We start from the raw sequence: 23,887 nt of genomic DNA, 5'->3' as shown, positions 1-23,887 counted from the left end.
CGTCCCGGGGCCCGAATCCGGCTATCAGCCCACGGCCTGCTGTAACGCCTTGTCCGTGGCCGGGCCGTATGTCCCGTACGGGTCGGGCGGGCTGGTGCCTGGGGTGTTGTCCTGGAACGCCTGCACCGCGTTGGTGGTGGCCTGGTCCCACTTGCCTGTCACCTTCAGGTTCGGCCACCCGTAGTAGCCGCCCCATGCCTTGAGGTTCTGTTGAAGTTGCGAGACCGCCGGGCCGCTGGAGCCCGGTCCCAGGCTCGTGAACGTCGGCGACGGCGTGCTCGGCGACGGCGGCGGGACCGCCGAGGTGCCGGCCGTGCTCGGCGGCGCGCTGCTCGGCCGCGACGCCATCGAGGAGCTGCTCGACGTCGAGGGGTGCGAGGACGACGAGGTCTTCGACGCCGACGTCTTCGTGGTGTGCGACGGCGACGGGGTGCTCGACGACGACGCGCTGGTGCCCGAGGTCGTGCCGGTCGGCACCGGCGCGGCGGGCGCGCTGCTGTCCGAGGGCGTGCCGGGGGCGCCGGCCGCCCCGGTCGTGGTGGCGGCCCCGGCGGCCGCCGGTCCCGCCGCCGGCGAACCCGAACCGCCGCCGAGCACGCTGTACGCGGCCACGCTGACCACCGCCACGCCGGCCAGGAGCGCGCCGACCTTCAGCGCGCGCGGCGGGCGGCCGCTGCCGCGGTGCCGGCCGTTGTCGGCGTCGTCGTGGTAGTGCCCGTGCTCGCCGGGCGGGGCGTTGTCGTAGTCCGGGCGGCCGTCGCGGTCGTCGTAACCGTCATAGCCGTCGTGACCGGCATGGCCGTCATAGCCGTCGTATCCCTCGTCGGCGGGCACGGCCAGGAGCGGCATCGTCGTGGTCAGGTCGCTCAGGTCCGGGGCCGGTTCCGGCTGCCGCGGCGGGGTGTGCCGGGCCACCGCGCGCGGCGGCGGCATCGGGGTGGAGACCAGCCCGGGGACCTGGCGCGGGTCGGTGTCCCGCGGCGGCCGGGGATTGGGGACGCCGGCACCCGGGCCCGCGCCGTTCGGCCGGCCGCGTCCGTTCTGCGGATTGCGGCCGCCGTCGCCGGCGCGTCCGTTCGGCTGCTGGCGCCCGTTCTGGCGGGACCGCCCGCCGGGCGCCCCGCCGTCAGCACCCTGACGTGCGCGGCGTCCGCCGCCGGAGTCGGGGCCGCCAGAGTTTGGGCTGCCAGAGTCGGGGCCGCCCGGGTTGGGACCGCCAGAGGCGGGGCCGCCGGACCTGGCCTGGACGAACGGCCGCACCATCGTCGGGTCGTCCTCGACGTAGTCCTCGGGCGGCCGCTGCGACCGGTTCCCGCCGGGGCGTCCCTGGCCTTGCCGTCCAGGCTGCCGCCGTCCGGGCTGTTGCTCCATCGGGTCTGCCCCCAACATCGTCCGCCAGTGATCGCATTGGTAACCGCCCCACCCGCGGTGACCCGGAGAGTACCAGTAATCCCCGGCACGCCTGCCCGAAAGGCCCGACCCGCCACGCTCCGCTTCCGGCACTCCAGGATGAACCCGGGCGTTGAGTAGATTGGACGGCTATCAGCTTCGAAACCATACACAGCCGGAGGTAAGGGTTCGGATGACGGAGACCGCGACTGCGAGCCGCGCTCAGCGCTTCCGCGCCCGGATCCCGATGCTGCTGGTCTGGTACTGCCGGATCGTGGCGCTGGCCTCGATCCTGTCGGCGCTCTCGCCGCGCACCAACGAGCGCATCGACCGGCTGCCGGACTACATCCTGTTCAGCCTGGGCTTCCTGCTCGGCGTGCCCTCGATCGGCTTCGGCGTGCTGATGCTGATGCTGGCCGCGGCAGTGCGCCGGCGCAAGCGGATCGCCTGGTGGCTGCTGATGGTGCTGGGGCTGTTCGTCGGGCCGCTGGGCTGGCTGGCGATCAGTGCGCTGCTCTACAACGTCACCTCCTCCGACCTGCAGCCGCTGGCGCCGCTGATCGTGTCGTTCGTGATCCAGGCGCTGTTCATCGGCCTGGTGATCTGGGCCCGCAAGGAGTTCTACGCCGTCTTCGACGCCGCCAACTTCCGGCTGGCCCTGGTGGTGCTCGCGGTGTCGCTGGCGCTCTCGACGGTGCTCGGCGTCACCCTGGTGGCCTGGAACGACGCCAACCCCGCCACCGACCTGGGCGATCAGGCGCTATACACGCTCAAGGCCGGCATGGCCGGGACCGGGATCTGGTGGTACGACACCGCCGTGCAGGTGCCGCACTGGGTGGACGTCACGGTCAACCTGATCGGCAGTGTGATGATCCTGGCGGTGGCCTGGGCGCTGTTCCAGCCGCGCCGCGGGACCGTCCGGCACCAGCCCGAGGACGACGACCGGCTGCGCACCCTGCTGGACAAGTTCGGCGACCAGGACTCGCTGGGCTATTTCAACCTGCGCCGGGACAAGGCGGTCAAGTGGTCCCCGTCGGGCAAGGCGGCGATCGCCTACCGGCCGGTGGGCGGGGTGTCGCTGGCCTCCGGCGATCCGATCGGCGACATCGAGGCCTGGCCCGGGGCGATCGAGGCGTGGCTGGCCGAGGCCCGCGAGCACGCGTGGGTCCCGGCGGTGATGGGGTCCTCCGAGGAGGGCGGCAAGGTCCTGGCCCGGTTCGGCCTGGACGCTGTCGAACTCGGCGACGAGGCGGTGGTCGAGGTCGAGGAGTTCACGCTGGAGGGCCGCGCGATGCGCGTGGTCCGGCAGGCCTACAACCGGGTCGAGCGCGCCGGCTACACCACCCGGATCCGGCGCCACGCCGAGATCCCGTCCGAGGAGATGGCGGCCCTGGTGCGCCGGGCCGACGACTGGCGCGACGGCAGCGTCGAGCGCGGCTTCTCGATGGCGCTGGGCCGGCTCGGCGATCCGGCGGACGGCCAGTGTGTGATGGTCGAATGCCTGGACGGCGACGGGGCGCTACGCGCGCTGTTGTCCTTCGTGCCGTGGGGGACCAAGGGGCTCTCGCTGGACCTGATGCGGCGCGAGCGCGGCACCGAGAACGGCCTGGTGGAGTTCATGGTCATCGACCTGATCAAGGCCGGCCCGCGGCACGGCGTGGAGCGCGTCTCGCTGAACTTCGCGATGTTCCGCAGCATCTTCGAGCGGGCCGGCCGCATCGGGGCCGGGCCGTTCCTGCGCCTGGCCCGGGTGGTGCTGTCGGTGTTCTCGCGCTGGTGGCAGCTGGAGTCGCTGTACCGGGCCAACATGAAGTACCGGCCGGTGTGGGAGCCGCGCTACCTGTGCTTCCCGAAGGCCCGGGACCTGGCGCGCATCGCCATCGCCGCGGGGCGGGCCGAGGGGTTCCTGGCGTTCCCGACGCCGCGGTTCCTGCGGCTGCGCCGCGAGCCGGAGCTGGCGGCGGCCCCGGTGGCCGTGCCGGTGCAGGTCGATCTCCCCGAGCCCCCTGATGAACCGGGCCCGGAGCAAGAGCGCGAAGCCTGAACATTTATACGACGCACATATATACAGAGAGAGCAGAGAGAGCTGTCGCGCACAGCACTGCTGACAGCGAAGCTACCGAGTAGTAGCTTTCCGCTGTGCCCCTCACCCTGACCCTGCTCACCCTCGTGGCCGCGATCGCCGACTGGACCGCCGTCTCGCGCCGGACCATGGACCCGGCCTCGCCGGGAACGCGGCGCGCGGAGTACGCCGCCAAGCCGCTGACCATGGTCCTGCTGATCGGCGCGGCCCTGGCCATCGCGGACGCCCACGACACCCCGGCCCACCTGCTGGTCACCATGGTCGCGGCGCTGGTCCTGAGCCTGGTCGGCGACGTCTTCCTGATGCTGCCGGAGGACTCCCCGTCCGCCGACCGGAACTTCGTGCTCGGCCTGGGCGCCTTCCTGCTCGCGCACGTCGCCTACATCGCGGCCTTCGTCCGGCTGCACGCGCACGGCGGCTACGCGATCTCCTTCGTCATCACCGGTCTGGTCCTGGCCGGCGCGATGTTCGCGACCGTGGGTCTGCGCGTCCAGCGAGCGGCCGCCGAGGAGGACCCGGCTCTGGGCGTCCCGGTGCTGGCCTACGTCAGCGTCATCTCGCTGATGGTGGTCGCGGCCTGGTGGACCGGCGATCTGCGCATCATCCCCGGCGCGCTGCTGTTCGCGGTGTCGGACGCGATGATCGGGTGGACCCGGTTCGTCCGCAAGGACTGGGAGCTCGACGTGCCGATCATCGTCACGTACCACCTTGCGCAGATCCTGCTGGTCCTGGGACTGGTCCGCAGGTAGGGCGGATATCGCCAGGCCGTCGCTGGTACCCTTGAGGCATGCGGGCTGTGACGCTGCTTCTTAGTTCGCCGCGCTGAAACAGGACGGGGCCGCCCAAGGCTCCGGTCAGCGCGGCTCCCCTCCATGCGCGAGGGGCTTTTTCATTTCCAGCGCGGACCTTCATGACAGACCCAGACGTGATTCTGACCAGACGTATCTTGAGGACTGAGACGACGATGAGCGAGCAGACCACACAGCCCAAGCCCGCGAGCGACGACCCCAAGTTCCGGTACACCGCCTCCGTAGCGGCCGAGATCGAGCCGAGGTGGCAGGAGTACTGGGCCGCGCACCACACCTTCGAGGTTCCCGACTGTCCGGCGGACACCCAGGAGCCCAAGGCCTACATCCTGGACATGTTCCCGTACCCCTCCGGCGCCGGCCTGCACGTCGGCCACCCGCTGGGCTACATCGCGACCGACGTGCTGGGCCGGTACAAGATGATGACCGGCCACAAGGTGCTGCACACGATCGGCTTCGACGCCTTCGGCCTGGCCGCCGAGCAGTACGCGGTCGAGCACGGCATCCACCCGCGGGTCAGCACCGAGCGCAACATCGCGCGCTACAAGGAGCAGATCCACCGCATCGGCTTCGGCCACGACACCCGGCGCGGGGTGTCGACCATCGACGTGTCCTTCTACAAGTGGACGCAGTGGATCTTCCTGCAGATCTTCAACTCCTGGTACGACGACCAGGCCGACCGGGCCCGGCCGATCAGCATGCTGATCGGGCAGTTCGCCTCCGGCGCGCGCCGGACCCCGGACGGCCGGGCCTGGCAGGACCTGGCCGCGCAGGAGCAGGCGACGATCATCGACTCGTACCGCCTGGCCTACATCGCCGAGGCCCCGGTGAACTGGTGCCCCGGCCTGGGCACCGTGCTGTCCAACGAGGAGGTCACCGCGGACGGCCGCTCCGAGCGCGGCAACTACCCGGTGTTCAAGCGCAACCTGCGCCAGTGGATGATGCGCATCACCAAGTACGGCGACCGGCTGCTGGCCGACCTGGACCGGCTGGACTGGCCCGAGCCGATCAAGCTGCAGCAGCGCAACTGGATCGGGCGCTCCGAGGGCGCGCGCGTGCACTTCCCCGTCACCGCCGTCGACGGCTCCGAGAAGACCATCGAGATCTTCACGACGCGCCCCGACACGCTGTTCGGCGCCACGTACATGGTGCTGGCGCCGGAGCACGAGCTGGTCGACTCCTTCGTGGCCGAGGAGTGGCCGGCCGGCACCCGTGAGAAGTGGACTGGCGGACACGCCACCCCGGCCGAGGCCGTCGCCGCCTACCGCGCGCTGGCCGCGGCCAAGACCGAGGTCGAGCGGCAGACCGAGGGCCGGCAGAAGACCGGCGTGTTCACCGGCACGTTCGCGGTGAACCCGGTCGACGGCGAGGGCGTGCCGGTGTTCATCGCCGACTACGTGCTGATGGGCTACGGCACCGGCGCCATCATGGCGGTGCCCGCGCACGACCAGCGCGACTTCGAGTTCGCGCGGGCCTTCGACCTGCCGATGCGGATCGTCGTGGCGCCGCCGGCGGAGTGGTCGGAGAACGTCGAGGACTGGACCGAGGCCTACGACTCGAAGACCGCGCAGATCACGAACTCCGCCAACGACGAGGTGTCGCTGGAGGGGCTGCCGGTCCCGGCCGCGATCCGCGCCATCTCCGAGTGGCTGACCGCCAAGGGCATCGGCGAGGGCACCGTCACCTACCGGCTGCGCGACTGGCTGTTCTCGCGCCAGCGCTACTGGGGCGAGCCGTTCCCGATCGTCTACGCGGTCGACGGCCCCGAGGCCGGCATCGCGAAGGCGCTGCCGGAGTCGATGCTGCCGCTGGAGCTGCCGGAGGTCGAGGACTTCTCGCCGAAGACCTTCGAGGCCGGCGACGTCACCAGCGCCCCGGAGCCGCCGCTGGCCCGCGCCGCCGAATGGGTGAACGTCACCCTGGACCTGGGCGACGGCCCGCGGCAGTACCACCGCGAGACCAACACCATGCCGCAGTGGGCCGGCTCGTGCTGGTACTACCTGCGCTACCTGTCCCCGGGCGACGACGACCGGTTCGTCGACGCCGCGGCCGAGAAGTACTGGATGGGCCCGCAGGACCCCGCGGACACCGGCGGCGTGGACCTGTACGTCGGCGGCGCCGAGCACGCGGTGCTGCACCTGCTGTACGCGCGCTTCTGGCACAAGGTGCTGTTCGACCTGGGCCAGGTCACCAGCGCCGAGCCGTTCCGCAAGCTGTACAACCAGGGCATGATCCAGGGCGCCTCCTACACCGACGCCCGCGGGATCTACGTCGAGGCCTCCCGGGTCGAGGACGTCGACGGCCGGTTCGTCTACGAGGGCGAGGAGGTGACCCAGCACTTCGGCAAGATCGGCAAGTCGCTGAAGAACGTCATCTCGCCGGACGACATGATCGACGAGTACAGCGCCGACACCCTGCGCATCTACGAGATGTCGATGGGCCCGCTGGACATGTCCAAGCCCTGGGACACCCGGGCCTCGATCGGCAGCTTCCGCTTCCTGCAGCGGCTGTGGCGCAACGTGATCGACGAGGAGACCGGCGAGGTCACGGTCGTCGACGCCGAGCCCGACGAGGCCACGCTGCGCGCCCTGCACAAGACCATCGACGGCGCCCGCGCCGACATGGAGGGCATGCGCTTCAACACCGCGATCAGCAAGCTGATCGAGCTGAACAACCACCTGACCCGGCTGTCCGCGGTCCCGCGCCCGGCCGCCGAGGCCCTGGTGGTCCTGACCGCGCCGTTCGCCCCGCACATCGCCGAGGAGCTGTGGTCCCGCCTGGGCCACGACGGCCCCGTGGCGCACGCCGCCTACCCGGTCGCGGACCCCGCGTACCTGGTGGACGAGACGGTGACGTGCGTGGTGCAGGTCGCGGGCAAGGTGAAGGACCGCCTGGAGGTCCCCCCGGGCATCGACCAGGACGCGCTGCGCGAGCTGGCGCTGGCCTCCGAGGGCGTGCAGCGCGCGCTGGAGGGGCGCGGCGTGCGGACGGTCATCGTGCGGGCGCCGAAGCTGGTGAACGTGGTGCCGGCGTAGGTTCTGCTTCTCACGGCCCGGTGCCGACCGCTTCGGCGGTCGGTGCCGGGCTTTCTCGCGCGCGGCGGCGGCGGGGGAGTTCAGCCGTCATGTGCAGGCCGAGGAGCTCGCCGTCGTCGGCAGCGGTCGTCACCGTCACCGTATGACCGCTGACGCGGTGGTCGCGGACCCAGGCGGCGATCTTCCGCGCCCGCGGATCGTCGACGGTGGTGATGCGTTCGGCTTGGGCCCGCCATCCCATACGGATCAGGACAGGCAGGTCTTCCCGCAAGTCGCCGCCGCCTTCGCAGGGCGTCGAGAAGGCGATCCAGGTCTTCCCGGTGTGGGCCTGCTCGCGTTCCGAAGCCGCCCGGTAGCCGACGCCGTCGACGGTGAAGCCGGTCATGACCCGCTTGCCTTCGAGCTCGTGCTGCCAAAGGCTGTAGGCACCGGCCGCGTCGGACTCGCTGACGGAACTCGTGTCGCGGCCGCTGTGGCGCAGGTCTTTCATCCGGCTGCGGCTCTGATACGTCGTGATGCCCTCCATCGCCGTGGCTATACGCTCGCGGAGTTGCTGATCGATGTCAGGACTCCGCCGAGTCGAGAACGGGAACCGAAGCATGGCGTGACAGTATCCCGGACCGGCGCGGCAGGAGCAGCGGCGTCGCCAGCAACAGCGCGCCGGCCAGGGCGAGGCCGAAGCGGGGGCTCGTCACCGTCGCGATCAGGCCCCACAAGGCGGTGGCCGCGGCGATCGTGGTCTTGGAGGTGATCGACCACGCCGACAGGACTCTGGTGACGTTGTCCGTCCCCGCGTGTTCCAGCCGGTGGGTCGCCAGAACGGGGGCGTAGACGCTGATGGTGGTGATCAGGCCCAGCTCCACCACGATCACCAGGGCCAGGCCGGGCAGGCCGCGGCCCACGAAGGCCAGCCCGATCGGCCAGAGCGCGCGCACCGTGCCGGCGGTGCGCAGGATCGCGGCGCGGCCGTAGCGGGCGACCAGATGTGGGGCCAAGCGGGAGCCGAGCAGGCCGCCGAGGCAGGGGACGGCGAAGGCAAGGCCGTACTCCCAGGGCGGGAAGCCGAGGCGGCCGAGCATCAGGATGCTGAGCAGCGGTTCGCCGGCCATGATCAGCGCGTTGACCGCTGCGCTGTTGAAGAACAGGGGGCGCAGGGTCGGGTCGCCGAGGATGTGGCGCCAGCCGGCGACGAGGTCGGCGGCGCGCAGGCCGGAGGTGCGCTCGCGTTTGTCCACCCGCTCGCTGTCCGGCCCGATCGCGCGGATCCCGAGTGCCGACAGCAGGTAGCTCGCCGCGTCCGCCACAACGGTCGTCACCGGCCCCAGCAGGGCGAACGCCGCACCGCCCAGCGGCGGCCCGATCACGACCGCCGACCACTGCGTCGACTCGAACCGGCCGTTGGCGGCCAGCAGGTCCTCGCGCGGGAGCAGCGACCTCAGATACGCGCCGCTGGCCGCCGTGAACGTGATGTCCGCCGCCCCCACGACCACCGACACCACCAGCATCTGGGCGAAGCTCAGCACGCCGAAGCCGTACGCGACCGGGATCGTCAGCAGCGCGCCGAAGCGCAGCAGGTCCATGGCCATCATCACCGGCCGCTTGCGCCGGAACTCCACCCACGGCCCCAGCGGCACCGCCACCAGCGCCCCGACCGCCGCGCCGGACGCCGACAGTGCCGCGACCTGTGCCGGGCCGGCGTGCAGCACCCGGATGAGGATCAGCGAGAAGGCGTTGAAGGCGAAGTAGGTTCCCAGGGTGCTGATCGCGTAGGCGGACCACAGCCAGGCGAACGGCCGCCCCAGCCTGCGTCCGCCGGTCCCCTTCGATCCGTCTGCCATCCCCGCGCCCTTCCACCCGTCCACAACCATCGGCTGACCACGGCATCCAATCCGGGAGCTGAATCCCAGGTCAAACAACCAGAAGGGGCCCCGGACACAACCATCGGTTGTGTGGCTAGGCTGGGCGGCCATGGACCTCGAAGCCGTGCGCACCTTCGTCGCCGCCGCCGACACCGGACGCTTCCAGGACGCCGCGAACGACCTCGCGGTCACCCAGCAGGCGGTGTCCAAGCGCATCGCCGGGCTGGAGAGGGAACTCGCGGTGCGCCTGTTCACCCGCACGGCGCGCGGTGCCCAGCTCACCATCGACGGCCAGGCGTTCCTGCCCCACGCCAGGGCCCTGATCCAGGCCGAGGAGCGGGCGATCGCCTCGGTGCGGCCGGGGCGGCGCGCGCTGCGGGTGGACGTCATCATCATGCGCAGCGCGATGTCGGTGCTGCTGCGCCGGTTCCACGAGGCGCGGCCGGAGGTGGACCTGGACGTGGTCACGCTGTTCGACGCCGACACGGCGCTGGCCGCCGTGCAGACCGGGACGATCGACGCCACGTTCCGGTACGTCGCGCCGACGCGCCGCCTGCCGGCCGGCATCGAGGCCGCCCGGGTCCTCGACGAGCGGCTGGACCTGCTGGTCGGGCCGCGGCACCCGCTGGCCGGGGCGCGGACCGTGACGCTCGCGCAGCTGGTCGGGCACCGCATCTGGATCCCGGGGCTGGTCCCCGGCGTCGAGTGGGCGCTGTACTACGACGACCTGGTGGCGGAGTTCGGGCTGTCCATCGACGGCCTAGGGCCGCACTTCGGCAGCGACCACCTCATGGACGTCATCGCAGAGTCCTCCGACGTCGCCTCGCTGGTCGGGGAGAAGCCGCGGCTGGCCTGGTCCGACGGGCACGACCTGCGCCGGATCCCGGTGGTCGGGCCGACGCCGGTGTATCCGCACTCACTCCTTTGGCGGACCGAGAACGCCCATCCCGCGCTGGCGATGCTGCGCAGGCACCTTGCCGCGACGGGGCAGCCGACGGGGGCCGCCGGGTCGTGGACGCCGGCCGGGGCTTGAGCACCTGATCGTAGCTCCGATCGGCCTTCGACGGCTGCGGCCTTCGAGGGCTCTTGCGGCCCTGACCGGCCATCGCTGGCCCTCAGCGCGGCGCGACGACCACCCCGAGCACACCCGGCCCGACGTGCGCGCCGATGACCGCGCCGACCTCGCACACCGTCACGCCGGTCAGGCCCGGCAGGCGGTCGCGCAGCCGGGCGGCCAGCGCCTCGGCGCGCTCGGCGGCGTCGAGGTGCTGGACGGCGATCTCCACCGAGCCGCCGTCGCCGCCGGCCCGCTCGACCGCGATCTCCTCCAGGCGCGCGATGGCCTTGGCCGAGGTGCGCACCTTCTCCAGCGGCTCGACACGGCCGTCGGCCATGTGCAGCAGCGGCTTCATCGCCAGGGCCGAGCCGAGCAGGGCCCGGGCCGAGCCGATGCGCCCGCCGCGCCGCAGGTACTCCAGGGTGTGGACGTAGAAGAACGCGGAGGCGGTCGCCGAGCGCTTGGCGGCGATGTCGGCCACCGCGTCCAGGTCGTGCTCCCCGTCCCGGCCCGCCTCGGCCGCCGCCAGGACGGCGAAGCCCAGCGCCATGCCGATGGTCCGGCTGTCCAGGACCCGCACCGGGATCGGCGAGTCCTTCGCGGCCAGCTCCGCCGACTCCAGCGTCGCCGACAACTCGGCGGAGATGTGCAGCGACACCACCCCCTCGGCCCCGGCCTCGGCCGCGGCCCGGTACGCGGCGGCGAAGTCCTCCGGCGAGGGACGCGACGTCGTGGCGGTCTCGTGCCCCCGCAGCGCCGCCACCAGCAGCTCGCCGGTCGCGGGATCCGCCTCGCTGTGCGGCGCGCCGCGCACGATCACCTCCAGCGGGACCGCCCTGACCCCGTACGCCGCCGCCACCTCCGCGGACAGACAGGCCGTGGAGTCGGTGACGAGCGCGATGCGGGACATAAGGCCGAGGTTATAGGCAGGTGGCGTCAGGGCAAATGGGCGGGAGTCGGAACGGGGGACAGGCCGGCCGACGCCCATAATCAACTGCCGCACACGCCCGCGCCCACCACAATGCGTTCCATGACGCACGACAAGCTCACCCTCATCAACCCCCCGGGCCTGCACCCCACCGACGGCTACGCCCACGTCACCATCGCCCCCGCAGGCCGCACCGCCCACCTGGCCGGCCTGTGCCCCCTCGACGCCGAGGAGAAGCTGGTCGGCCCCGGCCTGGACGCGCAGATCGACCAGCTGGTCGCGAACGGCCTGGCGGTCCTGGCGGCCGCCGGCGCGCGCCCGGAGGACGTGGTGCGCTCGGTGGTCTACGTGGTCAGCGACCAGAGCACGGTACTGGCGGCGGCATGGAAGCGCCTCACGGCCTCAGCCCTCGGGCCCGCGTTCCGGACGGCGGGCACGCTGCTCGGGGTCGCGGCGCTCGGGTATGGCGGGCAACTGGTGGAGGTGGATCTGACGGCGGCGCTGGAGGGCTGAGAGGGGCGTGCTGAGGCGAGCGTGCTGAGGCGGGCAAGGCAAGAGCCCGGCGCTTTGCACGCCGGGCTCCATGCCGCTTGCTGCTGCCAGCCGGGCCCTGTGTCGCTGTCTCAGCCGCTGTGAGCTGATATCAGCGCCGAGCGAATCGCCTGACCAGCACCAGCCCACCGGCCACCAGCACCAGCCCGCCCGAGGCGGCGCCGGCCAGCATCGGCGTCGACATGCCGGTGAACGCCAGCCCGCCGTGCTTGACGCAGCCGCCTGACTTGTCAGCCGGGCCGCAGCATCGGTCGGGCCTCGTCGTCGAGTGGCCGGAGCAGCATCCTGCCGAGTGCGGTCCGCAGCAGGTGCTCGGTCCGGAGCAGCACCCGGTCGCATGGGGTCCGCAGCAGCTGTTCGCCGAGCCCGCCTTGTCCGAGCAGCACTGGCTGCCGCTCTTGTCCGTGCAGCACTGGCTCGTCTTGTCCGTGCAGCACCAGCTGCCGCTCTTGTCCGAGCAGCACCCGCTCGTCTTGTCCGCGCAGCACTGGCTCGTCTTGTCCGAGCAGCACTGGCTCGCCTTCTCTGAGCAGCACCAGCTGCCGCTCTTGTCCGAGCAGCACCCGCTCGTCTTGTCCGAGCAGCACCAGCTGCCGCCCTTGTCCGCGCAGCACCCGCTCGCCTTGTCGGAGCAGCACTGGCTTGTCTTGTCCGCGCAGCACCGGCTCGCCTTGTCCGAGCAGCAGCCGCTACCGCTACCACTGCCGCCCTTACCGGCTCCGCAGCAGTTCTCTTCCGCCCCCGCGGATCCGCCCACGCACCCGTTCGCGACCGGCGCCTTCCCCGGGTCCGCGGGCGCGTGGTTCGGCGGGTCCGCCGGGTCGGCCGGGTCCAGGGGCGGCGGGGTGAACGTCGGGGGGTGCGGCGGGCGTCCGGAGGCCGGGTCCGGGGCCAGCGGCGGGTGGAAGGCCGGGGCGCGCGGCGGGGGCGGGGGAGGGGGCAGGAAGCCGTTGTAGTGCAGGGAAGTGGTGCGCAGCAAGGGGCCCTCGCTGGGGACGTTCGCGGTCGCGCGGGCCACCAGGGTGTGGAAGCCGACTGCCGCGGTGACCAGGGCCGTGCACTGCAGGGACTGGTCCGGTTCCAGGGACAGGTGCCCGTTCTGGCCGGCCGGGCAGGTCACCGGCAGGGGGCGCGGGTCCAGGTCGCGGAGGCTGATCGTGATATCGCGCAGGTCGGCCTCGCCGGGGGTGTCGGCCAGGGTGATGTGCACCGTGTGCCTGGTGCCGACCAGGAGGCGCTGGTCCTGGCCGTCCATCGTGGCGGTCAGGGTCATGCCCGCGCCGCCGCCGGCGAACGCCGGGGTGGCGGCGGCGAGCGTCGGGGCAAGGCTGAGACCGACCGCCAGCAGTAATCGCAAAGTACGCATGCTTCCAGATATGGGAAGCGCGGTACTGCGTTATGTCCGGCGCGCCGTCAGTTCCCACCGATGGACCACTCTTCGACCGAGCGTCCACTCATCCGATGGTCCTCACGGTTGAAACCGGTACCCCATCCCCGGCTCCGTCAGCAGATGCGCCGGCCGCGACGGCTCGCGCTCGAGTTTGCGCCGCAGCTTCGTGAAGTGGAACCGCAGCAGCGGCGTGTCGTTCTCGTACCCGTGCCCCCACACCTCGGTGAGCAGCTGCCGCGCCGACACCAGCCGCCCGGCGTTCTTCAACAGCACCTCGACGATGCCCCACTCGGTCGGCGTCAGGTGCACCGTCGGCGGCACCGTCTGCGGCGCCTCCGGCACCCGGGTGATGGTGTGCGAGGCCACGTCCACGTCGAAGTCCCCGACCCGCTGCACCGCCGTCTTGGGCGCGTTGCGGTCGGCGTGCCGGCGCGCCACCCGCAGCCGGGCCAGCAGCTCCTCCATCGAGAACGGCTTGGTCAGGTAGTCGTCGGCGCCGGCGTCCAGGGCCTCGACCTTGTCCGAGGCGTCGGCGCGGCCGGAGAGCACCACGATCGGCACCTCCGTCCAGCCCCGCAGCCCCTTGATCACCTCGGCGCCGTCCAGGTCCGGCAGACCCAGGTCGAGCACCACCAGGTCGGGCAGCGTGCGCGCGGCTATGGCCAGCGCCGAGGTGCCGTCGACGGCGGTGACCACGTCGTACTTGCGGGCGGTCAGGTTGATCCGCAGCGCGCGCAGCAGCTGCGGTTCGTCGTCGACCACCAGGACCTTGATCATCATCGGGCGGGCTCCTCAGCAGCGATGCCGGCGGCGGTGTCCGCGGTGGTGTTCTCGGCGCCGCCGGAGTCATCCTCGTCCCCGGCCATACCCGCCGCGGGCAGCGAAACCACCATCGTCATCCCGCCGCCGGGCGTCTCCTCGGGCGTGAGCGTGCCGCCCATGGCCTCCACCAGCCCCCGGGACAGCGCCAGTCCCAGGCCCACGCCGGTGGTGTTGTCCCGGTCCCCGAGGCGCTGGAACGGCGTGAAGACCCGCTCCCAGTCCTCCGGCCGGATCCCCGGCCCGCGGTCGGTCACCCGCAGCTCCACCCTTCCCCCCAGCTCCGAAGCGGTGAGCAGGACCGGCCGGATCAGCGAGCCGTACTTCAGGGCGTTGGCGATCAGGTTCGCCACGGCCCGCTCCAGCAGCACCGGGTCGGCCAGCACGTCCGGCACCCCGGACAGCTGCCCGAACTGCACCTTGGACCGGTCCTCGATGCCCAGGCTGTCCAGCGCCATCATGGCCACGTCCTCCACGGCCACGTCCTCCAGCCGCAGGTTCAGCGCCCCGGCCTGCAGCCGGCTCATGTCCAGCAGGTTCTCCACCAGGCGCGAGAGCCGGTCCAGCGACTCCTCGGCGCCGGCCAGCAGCTCGGCCCGGTCCTGCTCGGACCACTGCACCGTGGTGTCGCGCAGCGAGGCCACCGACAGCTTCGCGGCGGCCAGCGGCGTGCGCAGGTCGTGCGAGACCGCGGCCAGCAGCGCCGTGCGCATCTTGTCCGCGGCCGCCAGCGGCACCGCCTCGGCCGCCTGCCGGGCCAGCCGCGAGCGCTCCAGCGCCACCGCCGCCTGCGCCGCGAACGCGGTGAGCACGTGCTGGTCGGCGGCCGGCAGCGCGCGCCCGCGCAGCACCAGCATCGCGTCCGGGCCGGCCTGCACCACCACGTCGCCCTCGCCGGGCGCGCGGCACGGCATCGTGCCGGTGCCGGAGGTCGCCGCCACGATCCGCCACGCGTCCGGGTCGTCCGTCTCGTCCGGCAGCACCGGGATGCTGGGGTCGACCCGCTCCAGCAGCGCCACCGACTCCATGCCGAACGTCTCCCGGAACCGGCCCAGCAGCGCCCCGATGGCCTCGTCGCCCCGCAGCACCGAGCGCGCCAGCTCCGAGAGCGTCTCGGCCTCCGCCGAGGCCTTCCCGGCCCGCCGCTCCTGCCGCGAGGCGAAGTCCACGACCGAGGCCACGATCAGCGCCACCAGCGCGAACACCACCAGCGCGACGATGTTCTGCGGGTCGTTGATGGTCAGCCGGTATATCGGCCGGATGAAGTAGTAATTCAGCAGCAGCGAGGCGGTCAGGGAGGCGAAGAACGCCGAGAGCAGGCCGCCCAGGCGCGCCACCGCGACCACCCCGGCCAGGAAGATCAGCACCTGGTTGGTCAGGTTCAGCTCCGAGCGCAGGCTCGCCAGGATCATGGTGAGCACGATCGGCACGATCAGCCCGGCCACCGGCCCCCACCAGCGCGGCCCCGTCTCCGGCTGCCTGGCCACCCGCTTGATCCAGGCCAGCCGGCTCTGGTCGGCCGCCGAGCGCTCGTGGGTGACCATGTGCACGTCGATGTCGCCGGACTGCTGCACCACGGTCTCGCCGATCCCGTAGCCGCCCAGGAACCGCTCCAGCCGGCCCCGCCGCGACACCCCGACCACCAGCTGCGTGGCGTTCTCGGCGCGCGCGAACTGCAACAGCGCGTTGGGGATGTCGTCGCCGACCACCGAGTGGAAGGTGCCGCCCAGGGACTCCACCAGGTCCCGCTGCTCGGCCAGCAGCGCCGGCGAGGCGCCGGTCAGTCCGTCGGAGCGGGCCACGTGCACGGCCAGCAGGTCCGAGCCCTTGGCGCCGAGCCGCTGCGCGATGCGCGCGCCGCGGCGGATCAGCGTGGCGCCCTCCGGGCCGCCGGTCAGCGCGACCACGACCCGCTCCCGGGTCTCCCAGACCTTGTCGATGCCGTGCTGGTCGCGGTAGTGCTGCAGCGCCTCGTCCACCCGGCCGGCGACCCACAGCAGGGCCAGCTCGCGCAGCGCGCCGAGGTTGCCGGGCCGGAAGTAGTTCGACAGCGCGGCGTCGATCTTCTCCGGCTTGTAGATGTTGCCGTGCGCCATCCGGCGGCGCAGGGCCTCCGGCGCCATGTCGATCAGCTCGATCTGGTCGGCCGAGCGCACCACCTCGTCCGGCACCGTCTCCCGCTGCGGGACTCCGGTGATCTTCTGGACGACGTCGTTCAGCGACTCCAGGTGCTGGACGTTGACCGAGGCTATGACGTCGATCCCGGCGGCCAGCAGGTCCTCGACGTCCTGCCAGCGCTTGGCGTTGCGCGAGCCCGGGATGTTGGTGTGCGCGAGCTCGTCGATCATCACCACCGACGGCTGCCGCTCCAGGATGGCCTCGACGTCCATCTCCTCGAACTCCGAGCCCCGGTACTCCATTCGGCGGCGCGGCACGATCTCCAGGCCGTCCAGCATGGCCTCGGTGTGCGGCCGGTCGTGCGTCTCCACGAAGCCCACGACCACGTCGCCGCCCCGCTCGGCGCGCCGCTGGGCCTCGTCGAGCATGTGGTACGTCTTGCCGACACCGGGCGCGGCGCCCAGGTAGACGCGCAGCTTTCCGCGAGTGCTCATCGCACCGTCACCTCTGTCACCACAGCCACGCACTGATCGTCCCACGTGCGCGAATGGCTGGATAACCGCCGGCGTTTGCATCTCGTTTGCGATTGGCCGCCGGAGCTGCATCGTGACCGGGTTCACAAGGTCCGCTTGCGGGGTGTGGGCGTTCCGGGCGGGTCCGCTTGGGTCGTGTTGGCGGGTCTGCCGGCGGCGGTTCCAGGCTCCTACTTTCGGAAGGGAAGAGCGGAAAGAAGGAGCACATCATGGACACCACCGTTCTGGTTCCCGTCCGAGTCGGGCGTTGTGGGGCGATCGCGGTGCGGACCGGGCGTCTGCCCGACGGACAGCGGGTCGGACTCGCGTTCAGTAATCCGGCGGCTCTGGCCGAGGTGTTCGGTTCCGACCAGGGCTGGATTTCGTTGAACCCGCGGATGGCGCGGACGATGCTGGCCGAGGCCGGTGCCCAGGAGATGCGGATCGACGCGGTTCTGTTCGCGCCGGAGCGGGAGCCGATCCAGGTCGCCGTCGCCCCGAAGCCACTGGTCGCGCTGCAGACGATCGTCCCCGCGCGCCGGCGTGCCGGCACCCGCATCCGGCTGGCGGCCCGCCATGCCCACTGAACACCGCTCCCCCGAATCCGCGCCGCACGTCTGGTACTGCGGCTGCCCCGACGACGAATGCGACTGCGATGAAGAACCGACTGCGGGTGCCCAGCACGACGACGCCGTGGCCGCTGACCACGACGAAGACCCCTTCTTCACCCACTGCCACCGATGAGGGCGATCTGGCGGTCGGCGGCGTCCGCCTGGCGGAGATCGCGGCGACGTACGGCACTCCTGCTTACGTCCTCGACGAGGCCGACGTCCGGGCCAGGGCCCGCGCCTATCGTGCCGCTCTGCCCGAAGCTGAGATCGCCTATGCCGGCAAGGCATTCCTCTGCCGGGCGATGATCGGCTGGATCCAGGCCGAGGGGCTGTCGCTGGACGTCTGCTCCGGCGGCGAGCTCGCGCTGGCCCGGCACGTCGGGTTCCCCGCGGAGCGGATCGTGTTGCACGGCAACGCCAAGACGCCGCGCGACGTGCAGGACGCGCTCGCCTACGGCGTGGGGCGCGTCGTCGTGGACTCCACCTACGAGATCACGCAACTCGCGGTGGCCGCGCATCCGGGGCGCCCGCAGAAGGTACTGATCCGGGTCACGCCCGGAGTGGATGCCCATACTCACAAGGCAGTCGCCACCGGGGTCGAGGACCAGAAGTTCGGCTTCTCACTGGCCACCGGTGCAGCCGCCGACGCGGTCCGCCAAGTCCTGCACTGGCAGCTCACGGAACGCCCGGCGCTCGAACTGGCCGGTCTGCACTGCCACCTCGGCAGCCAGATCACCTCCGTGGACGTCTTCGCCGAGGCCGCGCGGCGTCTGATCGCGCTGATGGCGTGGATCCGCGACGAGTACGGCGTCACGCTGCCCGAACTCGACCTCGGCGGCGGCCACGCGGTCGGCTACCGCGAGGGCGAGGCGGACTTCGACCTGGAGCAGTACGCGCGCACCATTCGCGCCGTGATCACGAAAGCCTGCCTCCAGCACCGGCTGCCGGTGCCGAAGCTGACCGTCGAACCCGGCCGCGCGATCGTGGCCCGCGCCGGCGTGACGCTCTACAGGGTCCTGACCATGAAGCGCATCCCCGGCGTCCGGACCTTCGTGGCCGTCGACGGCGGCATGAGCGACAACCCGCGTCCCGCACTCTACGGCTCGGCCTACACCGCACGCCTCATCGGCCGCGCCTGCGCCGCCGAAACCGAGCCGATGACCGTGGTCGGACGTCACTGCGAGGCCGGCGACGTCATCGCACGCGACCTGCCGCTGCCGTCCGACCTGCGGCCCGGCGACCTGCTCGCGGTGCCGTGCACCGGGGCGTACCAGCACTCGATGGCCTCGACGTACAACCAGGTCTGCCGGCCTCCGGTGATCGCGGTGCGCGACGGCGTCGCCAGGGTACTGATACGGCGCGAGACGCTGGAGGATCTGCAGGCGCGCGATGTGAGTCTGTGAGCTGCTTCCGGCCAACCGCACCCGCGCCCCCACACTGACCCGCATATAAGATCCGAGGCGCCCAAAAGCCGGCGCCGGCGCCGCTCCGTCACCCCGCCGCGACCGGCGCCGCCTCGTACACGACCTTTCCGCCGACCACGGTCATCACCGACTCCAGATCGGCCATCTCCGCCTCGGGCACGCTGAAGTAGTCCGCCGACAGCACCGCGAAGTCCGCGAGCATCCCCGGTTCCAGCGTCCCGCGCCGCCGCTGCTCGCCGGTGAACCAAGCGCTTCCCTCGGTGAACAGGCGCAGCGCCAGCGTCCGGTCCAGGCGGTCCTCCGGCCGCCACATCTCCAGGCCGCCGAGCGTCGTCCCGGTCGTGAACCACCGCAGCGCGCTCCACGGGTTGGCGTCGGCCATCCACGTCCCGTCCGTCCCGGCCCCGACCGGCACGCCGCGCGTCAGCATCTCCATCACCGGCTGCGCGCGGCGGGCCGCTTCGGGGCCGTAGCGCTTCGAGAACTGCTCGCCGCGGTAGGCCATCCGGTGCTGCACCGTGATCCCGCCGCCGAGCGCCGCGACCCGGTCGATGGTCTCCGGCTCGATGGTCTCGGCGTGCTCCACGGCCCAGCGCAGGCCGTCGAAGGGGACGTCGCGGGCCACCTTCTCCAGCACTCCGAGGAAGCGCTGGATCGACTCGTCGTAGGTCGCGTGGAAGCTGAACGGCCAGCGCCGCTCCACCAGCAGCCGCACCACCGGCTCCAGGTGGCGCCCGAAGGCCGCGGAGAGCTCCGGCCGGGGCTGGGCGAAGTTGGAGAAGTCCACGCCGTCCAGGGTCAGCGCCTCGCCGACGCCGTTGAACCACAGCAGGTCGTCGCCGCCGAGGGTCAGGCCGTCCATCAGCGCGGCGAGCTCGTCGCGCTCCGAGCCGGGCTGGGAGGCGAACACGTTCAGCGCCGTCCGGACCGGCAGCCGGTTCTGCTCGCGCAGCGTCCGCAGTGCGCGGTAGCAGTCCGGGAAGCCGGTCGCCCCGGCGTCGATCGCGCCGGTCACGCCGCGGCGGCTCAGCTCGGTCAGGAACCGGTGCGTGGAGTCCACCTGCTCCTGCGGCCCCAGCCGCGGCGCCCCGAGCACGGCCAGCGCCAGCACCGCCGGGCTCGGCTTGGCGATCAGCAGCCCGGTGGGGTTCCCGGCCCGGTCGCGCTGGATCTCGCCGCCCGGCGGGTCCGGGGTGGTCTTGGTGTAGCCCAGCGCCCGCAGCGCCGCCTGATTCAGGAAAGCCCCGGTGTCCAGGAAGACCACCAGGACCGGGATGTCCGGCGACACCGACTCGATCTCCGCCGGGGTGGGCAGGCGGTGCTCGGCGAACTGCTCCTGCGACCAGCCGCCGATCACCTGGACCCACTGCCCGGGGGCGGCCTCGGCGGCGCGGACGGCGAGCAGGCGCAGGGCGTCGGCCAGGGAGGGCACGCCGTCCCAGCGGACCTGCAGGGCCCAGCTGTTGCCGGCGTCGGCCAGATGCAGGTGCGAGTCGTGCAGGCCGGGGACCACGACCCGGCCGGCCAGGTCGACCACCTCGGTGTCGGGGCCCAGCAGCGCCGAGGTCTCGCGGTCGTCGCCGGCCGCGGCGATCCGGTCGCCGGCCACGGCCAGCGAGGAGACCACGCTGTCGGCGGCGTCCAGGGTGTGGACGCGGCCGCCGCGCAGGATCAGGTCGGCGTGGCGGATCACCGGTATGTCGCTCACCTCACGGATCGTAATCGTGCGATTACCACGCCGCACGTTTGGGGGGTGTGCGCATCCGTGGCCAGTGCGCTTGCATCGCGCTTGCGGGTCCGATCTGCGCGATCTGCGCGGGTTCACTGACTGGGGTAACCCCGTCCCCGATTCCAAGGAGCACCTGATGGCCGACGTGATTTTCGTCGGGATCACGATCGCGTTCTTCGCCCTTCTCGCGCTGATCGTCAAGGGGGTCGAGCGTCTTGAGCGCTGAGAACATCATCGGCCTGATCGTGTCGGTCCTGCTGGTCGGCTATCTCATAGCGGCCCTGATCCTCCCGGAGAAGTTCTGATGTCGGACACCTGGGCCGGCTTGCTTCAAGTCGCCGCGCTGGTCCTCCTGCTGGCCGTGTCCTACCGGCCGCTGGGCGACTACATGGCGCACATTCTCACCACGAAGAAGCACTCTCGTGCGGAGAAGGTGCTTTACAAGGCGATGGGCGTTGATCCCGAGGCGGATCAGACGTGGGGCACGTACCTGCGTTCGGTGTTCGCCATCTCGGCGGTCGGGGTCCTGCTCCTGTATCTGCTGCTGCGGGTCCAGCACCACCTGATGATGGCGCTGGGCATGCCGAAGGTGAACGCGGACCTGGCCTACAACACGGCCGCGTCCTTCGTCACGAACACCAACTGGCAGAACTACTCGGGTGAGAACACCCTGGGCTATGTCGCGCAGGCGACGGGTCTGGCGGTGCAGAACTTCGTGTCGGCCTCGGTCGGCATCGCGGTGGTCGCGACCCTGATCCGCGGCTTCACGCGCAACCGCACCGACCGCCTGGGCAACTTCTGGGTGGACCTGACCCGGGTCCTGATCCGGCTGATGCTGCCGTTCTCCATCGTGTTCGCGGTGATCCTGGTCGCCTGCGGTTCGGTGCAGTCCCTGGGCGACCACATGACCGTGGTGCACACGATCAACGGCAACCAGAGCCTGTACACCGGTGCGACCGCCAGCCAGGAGGTCATCAAGGAACTCGGCACCAACGGCGGCGGCATCTTCAACGCCAACTCCTCGCATCCGTTCGAGAACCCCACGGCGTTCACGAACCTGATCGAGATCTATCTGCTGCTGGTCATCGGTTTCGCGCTGCCGCGCACGTTCGGGAAGATGGTCGGCTCGCACAAGCAGGGCTACACCATCGTGTCGGTGATGGCGATCATCTGGATCGGCTCGTTGGCGTTCTCGACCTTCGCCGAGACCCACCACCACGGTGTGAACCTGGTCAGTGGCCACGCCGGCTTGGAGGGCAAGGAGTCCAGGTTCGGCATCCCGGCCTCGACCCTGTTCATGACGTCCACGACGTTGACCTCGACCGGCGCGATCAACTCCTGGCACGACTCGTACACGCCGTTCGGCGGCGGTGCGGCCATGTTCAACATGATGTTGGGTGAGATCGCGCCCGGCGGTACCGGCTCGGGCCTGTACGGCATGCTGATCCTGGCGATCATCACCGTGTTCATCGCCGGCCTGATGGTCGGCCGCACGCCGGAGTACCTGGGCAAGAAGATCCGCCCGACCGAGATGAAGTACGCGGCGCTGTACATCCTCACCACCCCCGCCGTCGTGCTCATCTTCACCGGTCTGGCGATGGCGCTGAAGGGCGAGACCGCCTCGATCAACTCCGGGAACCTGGGCCCCAACGGCAGTCCGTCGCCACACGGCTTCTCCGAGATCTTGTACGCCTTCACCTCGATGGGCAACAACAACGGCTCGGCCTTCGGGGGGCTGTCCGGCAACACCCATTGGTGGAACACCGCCGGCGCGCTGGCGATGCTGTTCGGCCGGTTCCTGCCGATGATCTGGGTGCTGGCGCTGGCCGGGTCGCTGGCCAAGCAGAAGCCGGTCCCGGAGACCGAGGGCACGCTCAAGACCGCCTCGCCGCTGTTCGCGGGGATGCTGCTGGGCACCGTGCTGCTGGTCGTCGGCCTCACCTACTTCCCGGCCCTGTCGCTCGGGCCGCTCGCTGAAGGACTGCACTGATGTCTGCCAACACCCTGACGGAAGCTGCTCCCGCGCCGCGGGCCCCGCAGCAGAACCCGGGCGGTGAACCGCGCCGCGTCGGCGGCGGGTTCCTGGACCCGAAGATGCTCTGGAAGTCGCTTCCGGACGCCCTGAAGAAGCTCGACCCCCGGGTCATGATGAAGAACCCGGTGATGTTCGTCGTCGAGGTCGGCTCCGCGCTGACCACGTACGAGGCCGTCACCAAGCCCTCGGTGTTCGCCTGGGTCATCACGGTGTGGCTGTGGCTGACCGTGGTGTTCGCCAACCTGGCCGAGGCCGTTGCCGAAGGCCGCGGCAAGGCTCAGGCCGCCACCCTGCGCAAAGCCAAGACCACGACCGTGGCCCGGCGCCTGGCGTCCTGGTCCCCGGGCCAGTCCGGCGCGGAGTCCGAGGTCCCGGGCACCGAGTTGCAGCTCGGCGACTTCGTGGTGGTGGAGGCCGGGCAGGTCATCCCGGGCGACGGTGACGTCGTCGAGGGTGTGGCCTCGGTGGACGAGTCGGCGATCACCGGCGAGTCGGCCCCGGTCATCCGGGAGTCCGGCGGTGACCGGTCGGCGGTGACCGGCGGGACCAAGGTGCTGTCGGACCGGATCGTCGTGAAGATCACCTCCAAGCCGGGGGAGACCTTCATCGACCGGATGATCAGCCTGGTCGAGGGCGCGAACCGGCAGAAGACGCCGAACGAGCTGGCGCTGAACGTGCTGCTGGCCTCGCTGACCATCGTGTTCCTGCTCGCGGTCGTGACCCTGCAGCCGATGGCCACCTGGGCCGGGGCCGCGCAGTCGCTGGTCGTCATGGTCTCGCTGCTGGTGGCGCTGATCCCGACCACGATCGGCGCGCTGCTCTCGGCGATCGGCATCGCCGGCATGGACCGCCTCGTACAGCGCAACGTGCTGGCCATGTCCGGCCGCGCGGTCGAGGCCGCCGGTGACATCAACACCCTGCTGCTGGACAAGACCGGAACGATCACGCTCGGGAACCGCCAGGCCAGCGAGTTCGTGCCGGTGGCCGGCGTGGACAAGGACGCGCTCGCCGACGCCGCGCAGCTTTCGTCGCTCGCCGACGAGACGCCCGAGGGCCGCTCCATCGTGGTGCTGGCCAAGACGGCTTATGGGTTGCGCGAGCGTCATCAGGGTGAGCTGAGCGGCGCGGAGTTCGTGCCCTTCACCGCGCAGACCCGCATGTCCGGGGTCAACCTGGCCGACGGCCGGCAGGTCCGCAAGGGTGCCGGGGCGGCCGTGATGAAGTGGGTCCGCGACAACGGCGGACACCCGACGGACGAGGTCGGCCAGGCGGTCGACGCCATCTCCGGCGCCGGCGGCACCCCGCTGGTGGTGGCCGAGTTCGTGCCCGGCAAGCCGGCCCGCACCCTCGGCGTCATCCACCTGAAGGACGTCGTCAAGGAAGGCATCCGCGAGCGGTTCGCCGAACTGCGGCAGATGGGCATCAAGACGGTCATGATCACGGGCGACAACCCGCTGACCGCCAAGGCCATCGCCGAGGAGGCCGGGGTCGACGACTTCCTGGCCGAGGCCACGCCCGAGGACAAGATGGCGCTGATCAA

Annotated in this window: 18 protein-coding genes; 10 read left to right on the top strand and 8 right to left on the bottom strand. The window is 71.3% G+C overall.

The features are described from left to right. Positions 1 to 24: 24 nt before the first annotated feature. Positions 25 to 1,371 (bottom strand): peptidoglycan-binding protein, encoded by a 1,347-nt coding sequence (locus ABIA35_RS14210; RefSeq protein WP_370358183.1) that lies wholly within the window; start codon positions 1,369 to 1,371, stop codon positions 25 to 27. 211 nt (positions 1,372 to 1,582) lie between these two features. Between ABIA35_RS14210 and ABIA35_RS14205 the strand changes: the two genes are divergently transcribed. The 3 genes from ABIA35_RS14205 (at position 1,583) to leuS (ending at position 7,313) form a co-directional block, all read left to right on the top strand. Beyond that, complete coding sequence (locus tag ABIA35_RS14205) at positions 1,583 to 3,433, top strand: phosphatidylglycerol lysyltransferase domain-containing protein (protein ID WP_370358182.1); 1,851 nt, start codon at positions 1,583 to 1,585, stop codon at positions 3,431 to 3,433. A gap of 95 nt (positions 3,434 to 3,528) precedes the next feature. Then, positions 3,529 to 4,221, top strand: a complete 693-nt coding sequence (locus ABIA35_RS14200; RefSeq protein ID WP_370358181.1) for a lysoplasmalogenase — start codon at positions 3,529 to 3,531, stop codon at positions 4,219 to 4,221. A 215-nt stretch (positions 4,222 to 4,436) separates the two neighbouring features. Continuing rightward, positions 4,437 to 7,313, top strand: a complete 2,877-nt coding sequence (gene leuS, locus ABIA35_RS14195; protein ID WP_370358180.1) for a leucine--tRNA ligase — start codon at positions 4,437 to 4,439, stop codon at positions 7,311 to 7,313. 10 nt (positions 7,314 to 7,323) lie between these two features. Here the strand turns inward: leuS and ABIA35_RS14190 are convergent, their stop codons facing one another. Next, positions 7,324 to 7,839, bottom strand: a complete 516-nt coding sequence (locus tag ABIA35_RS14190; RefSeq protein WP_370358179.1) for a hypothetical protein — start codon at positions 7,837 to 7,839, stop codon at positions 7,324 to 7,326. 37 nt (positions 7,840 to 7,876) lie between these two features. Next, on the bottom strand, positions 7,877 to 9,151 hold the full coding sequence (locus ABIA35_RS14185) for an MFS transporter (RefSeq protein WP_370358178.1): 1,275 nt from the start codon (positions 9,149 to 9,151) through the stop codon (positions 7,877 to 7,879). 130 nt (positions 9,152 to 9,281) lie between these two features. On the opposite strand from ABIA35_RS14185, the gene ABIA35_RS14180 reads away from it, so the two are divergent. Continuing rightward, positions 9,282 to 10,205, top strand: coding sequence for a LysR family transcriptional regulator (locus tag ABIA35_RS14180; RefSeq protein WP_370358177.1), 924 nt, complete (start codon positions 9,282 to 9,284; stop codon positions 10,203 to 10,205). Positions 10,206 to 10,287: 82 nt separating this feature from the next. Here ABIA35_RS14180 and ABIA35_RS14175 read toward each other — a convergent pair whose 3' ends face one another. Beyond that, complete coding sequence (locus ABIA35_RS14175) at positions 10,288 to 11,139, bottom strand: DegV family protein (RefSeq protein ID WP_370338790.1); 852 nt, start codon at positions 11,137 to 11,139, stop codon at positions 10,288 to 10,290. A gap of 120 nt (positions 11,140 to 11,259) precedes the next feature. Between ABIA35_RS14175 and ABIA35_RS14170 the strand changes: the two genes are divergently transcribed. Further along, positions 11,260 to 11,670: a Rid family hydrolase gene (locus tag ABIA35_RS14170; protein ID WP_370338792.1), complete on the top strand. Its 411-nt coding sequence runs from the start codon at positions 11,260 to 11,262 to the stop codon at positions 11,668 to 11,670. 130 nt (positions 11,671 to 11,800) lie between these two features. On the opposite strand, the gene ABIA35_RS14165 is transcribed toward ABIA35_RS14170, so the two are convergent. The 3 genes from ABIA35_RS14165 to ABIA35_RS14155 all read right to left on the bottom strand — a co-directional run bounded on the left by ABIA35_RS14165 (position 11,801) and on the right by ABIA35_RS14155 (position 16,530). Further along, positions 11,801 to 13,075 (bottom strand): hypothetical protein, encoded by a 1,275-nt coding sequence (locus ABIA35_RS14165; protein WP_370358176.1) that lies wholly within the window; start codon positions 13,073 to 13,075, stop codon positions 11,801 to 11,803. 102 nt (positions 13,076 to 13,177) lie between these two features. Beyond that, on the bottom strand, positions 13,178 to 13,876 hold the full coding sequence (locus tag ABIA35_RS14160) for a response regulator (RefSeq protein ID WP_370339261.1): 699 nt from the start codon (positions 13,874 to 13,876) through the stop codon (positions 13,178 to 13,180). Continuing rightward, the gene (locus ABIA35_RS14155) at positions 13,876 to 16,530 is read right to left on the bottom strand and encodes a DUF4118 domain-containing protein (protein WP_370338796.1); all 2,655 of its coding nucleotides are present in this window, start codon (positions 16,528 to 16,530) and stop codon (positions 13,876 to 13,878) included. The genes ABIA35_RS14160 and ABIA35_RS14155 overlap by 1 nt, the downstream gene beginning before the upstream one ends. Positions 16,531 to 16,778: 248 nt before the next feature. Between ABIA35_RS14155 and ABIA35_RS14150 the strand changes: the two genes are divergently transcribed. Both ABIA35_RS14150 and lysA read left to right on the top strand, forming a co-directional pair. Beyond that, positions 16,779 to 17,135, top strand: coding sequence for an SAV_915 family protein (locus tag ABIA35_RS14150; RefSeq protein ID WP_370358175.1), 357 nt, complete (start codon positions 16,779 to 16,781; stop codon positions 17,133 to 17,135). Between the two features lie 68 nt (positions 17,136 to 17,203). Beyond that, a complete protein-coding gene (gene lysA, locus ABIA35_RS14145) occupies positions 17,204 to 18,562 on the top strand; it encodes a diaminopimelate decarboxylase (RefSeq protein WP_370358174.1) in 1,359 nt (452 codons plus the stop codon). A gap of 88 nt (positions 18,563 to 18,650) precedes the next feature. Here lysA and ABIA35_RS14140 read toward each other — a convergent pair whose 3' ends face one another. After that, positions 18,651 to 20,291 carry an amidohydrolase gene (locus ABIA35_RS14140; RefSeq protein ID WP_370358173.1) on the bottom strand — a complete coding sequence of 547 codons (1,641 nt, stop codon included), beginning with the start codon at positions 20,289 to 20,291 and terminating at the stop codon, positions 18,651 to 18,653. Between the two features lie 236 nt (positions 20,292 to 20,527). Here ABIA35_RS14140 and kdpF point away from each other — a divergent pair, with 236 nt between their 5' ends. The 3 genes from kdpF to kdpB all read left to right on the top strand — a co-directional run. Continuing rightward, the gene (kdpF, locus tag ABIA35_RS14135; RefSeq protein ID WP_194899130.1) at positions 20,528 to 20,617 is read left to right on the top strand and encodes a K(+)-transporting ATPase subunit F; all 90 of its coding nucleotides are present in this window, start codon (positions 20,528 to 20,530) and stop codon (positions 20,615 to 20,617) included. Beyond that, positions 20,617 to 22,302 (top strand): potassium-transporting ATPase subunit KdpA, encoded by a 1,686-nt coding sequence (gene kdpA / locus ABIA35_RS14130; RefSeq protein WP_370338805.1) that lies wholly within the window; start codon positions 20,617 to 20,619, stop codon positions 22,300 to 22,302. Before kdpF ends, kdpA begins: the two co-directional genes overlap by 1 nt. Beyond that, positions 22,302 to 23,887 (top strand): potassium-transporting ATPase subunit KdpB (gene kdpB / locus ABIA35_RS14125; RefSeq protein WP_370358172.1); only part of this gene is annotated, 1,586 nt, incomplete at its 3' end. The genes kdpA and kdpB, both read left to right, overlap by 1 nt.

Source organism: Catenulispora sp. MAP12-49 (assembly GCF_041262705.1).
Lineage (GTDB): Bacteria > Actinomycetota > Actinomycetes > Streptomycetales > Catenulisporaceae > Catenulispora.
The sequence above is the reverse complement of the archived record's forward strand: the minus strand, read 5'-3'. Positions and strand labels throughout refer to the sequence as shown.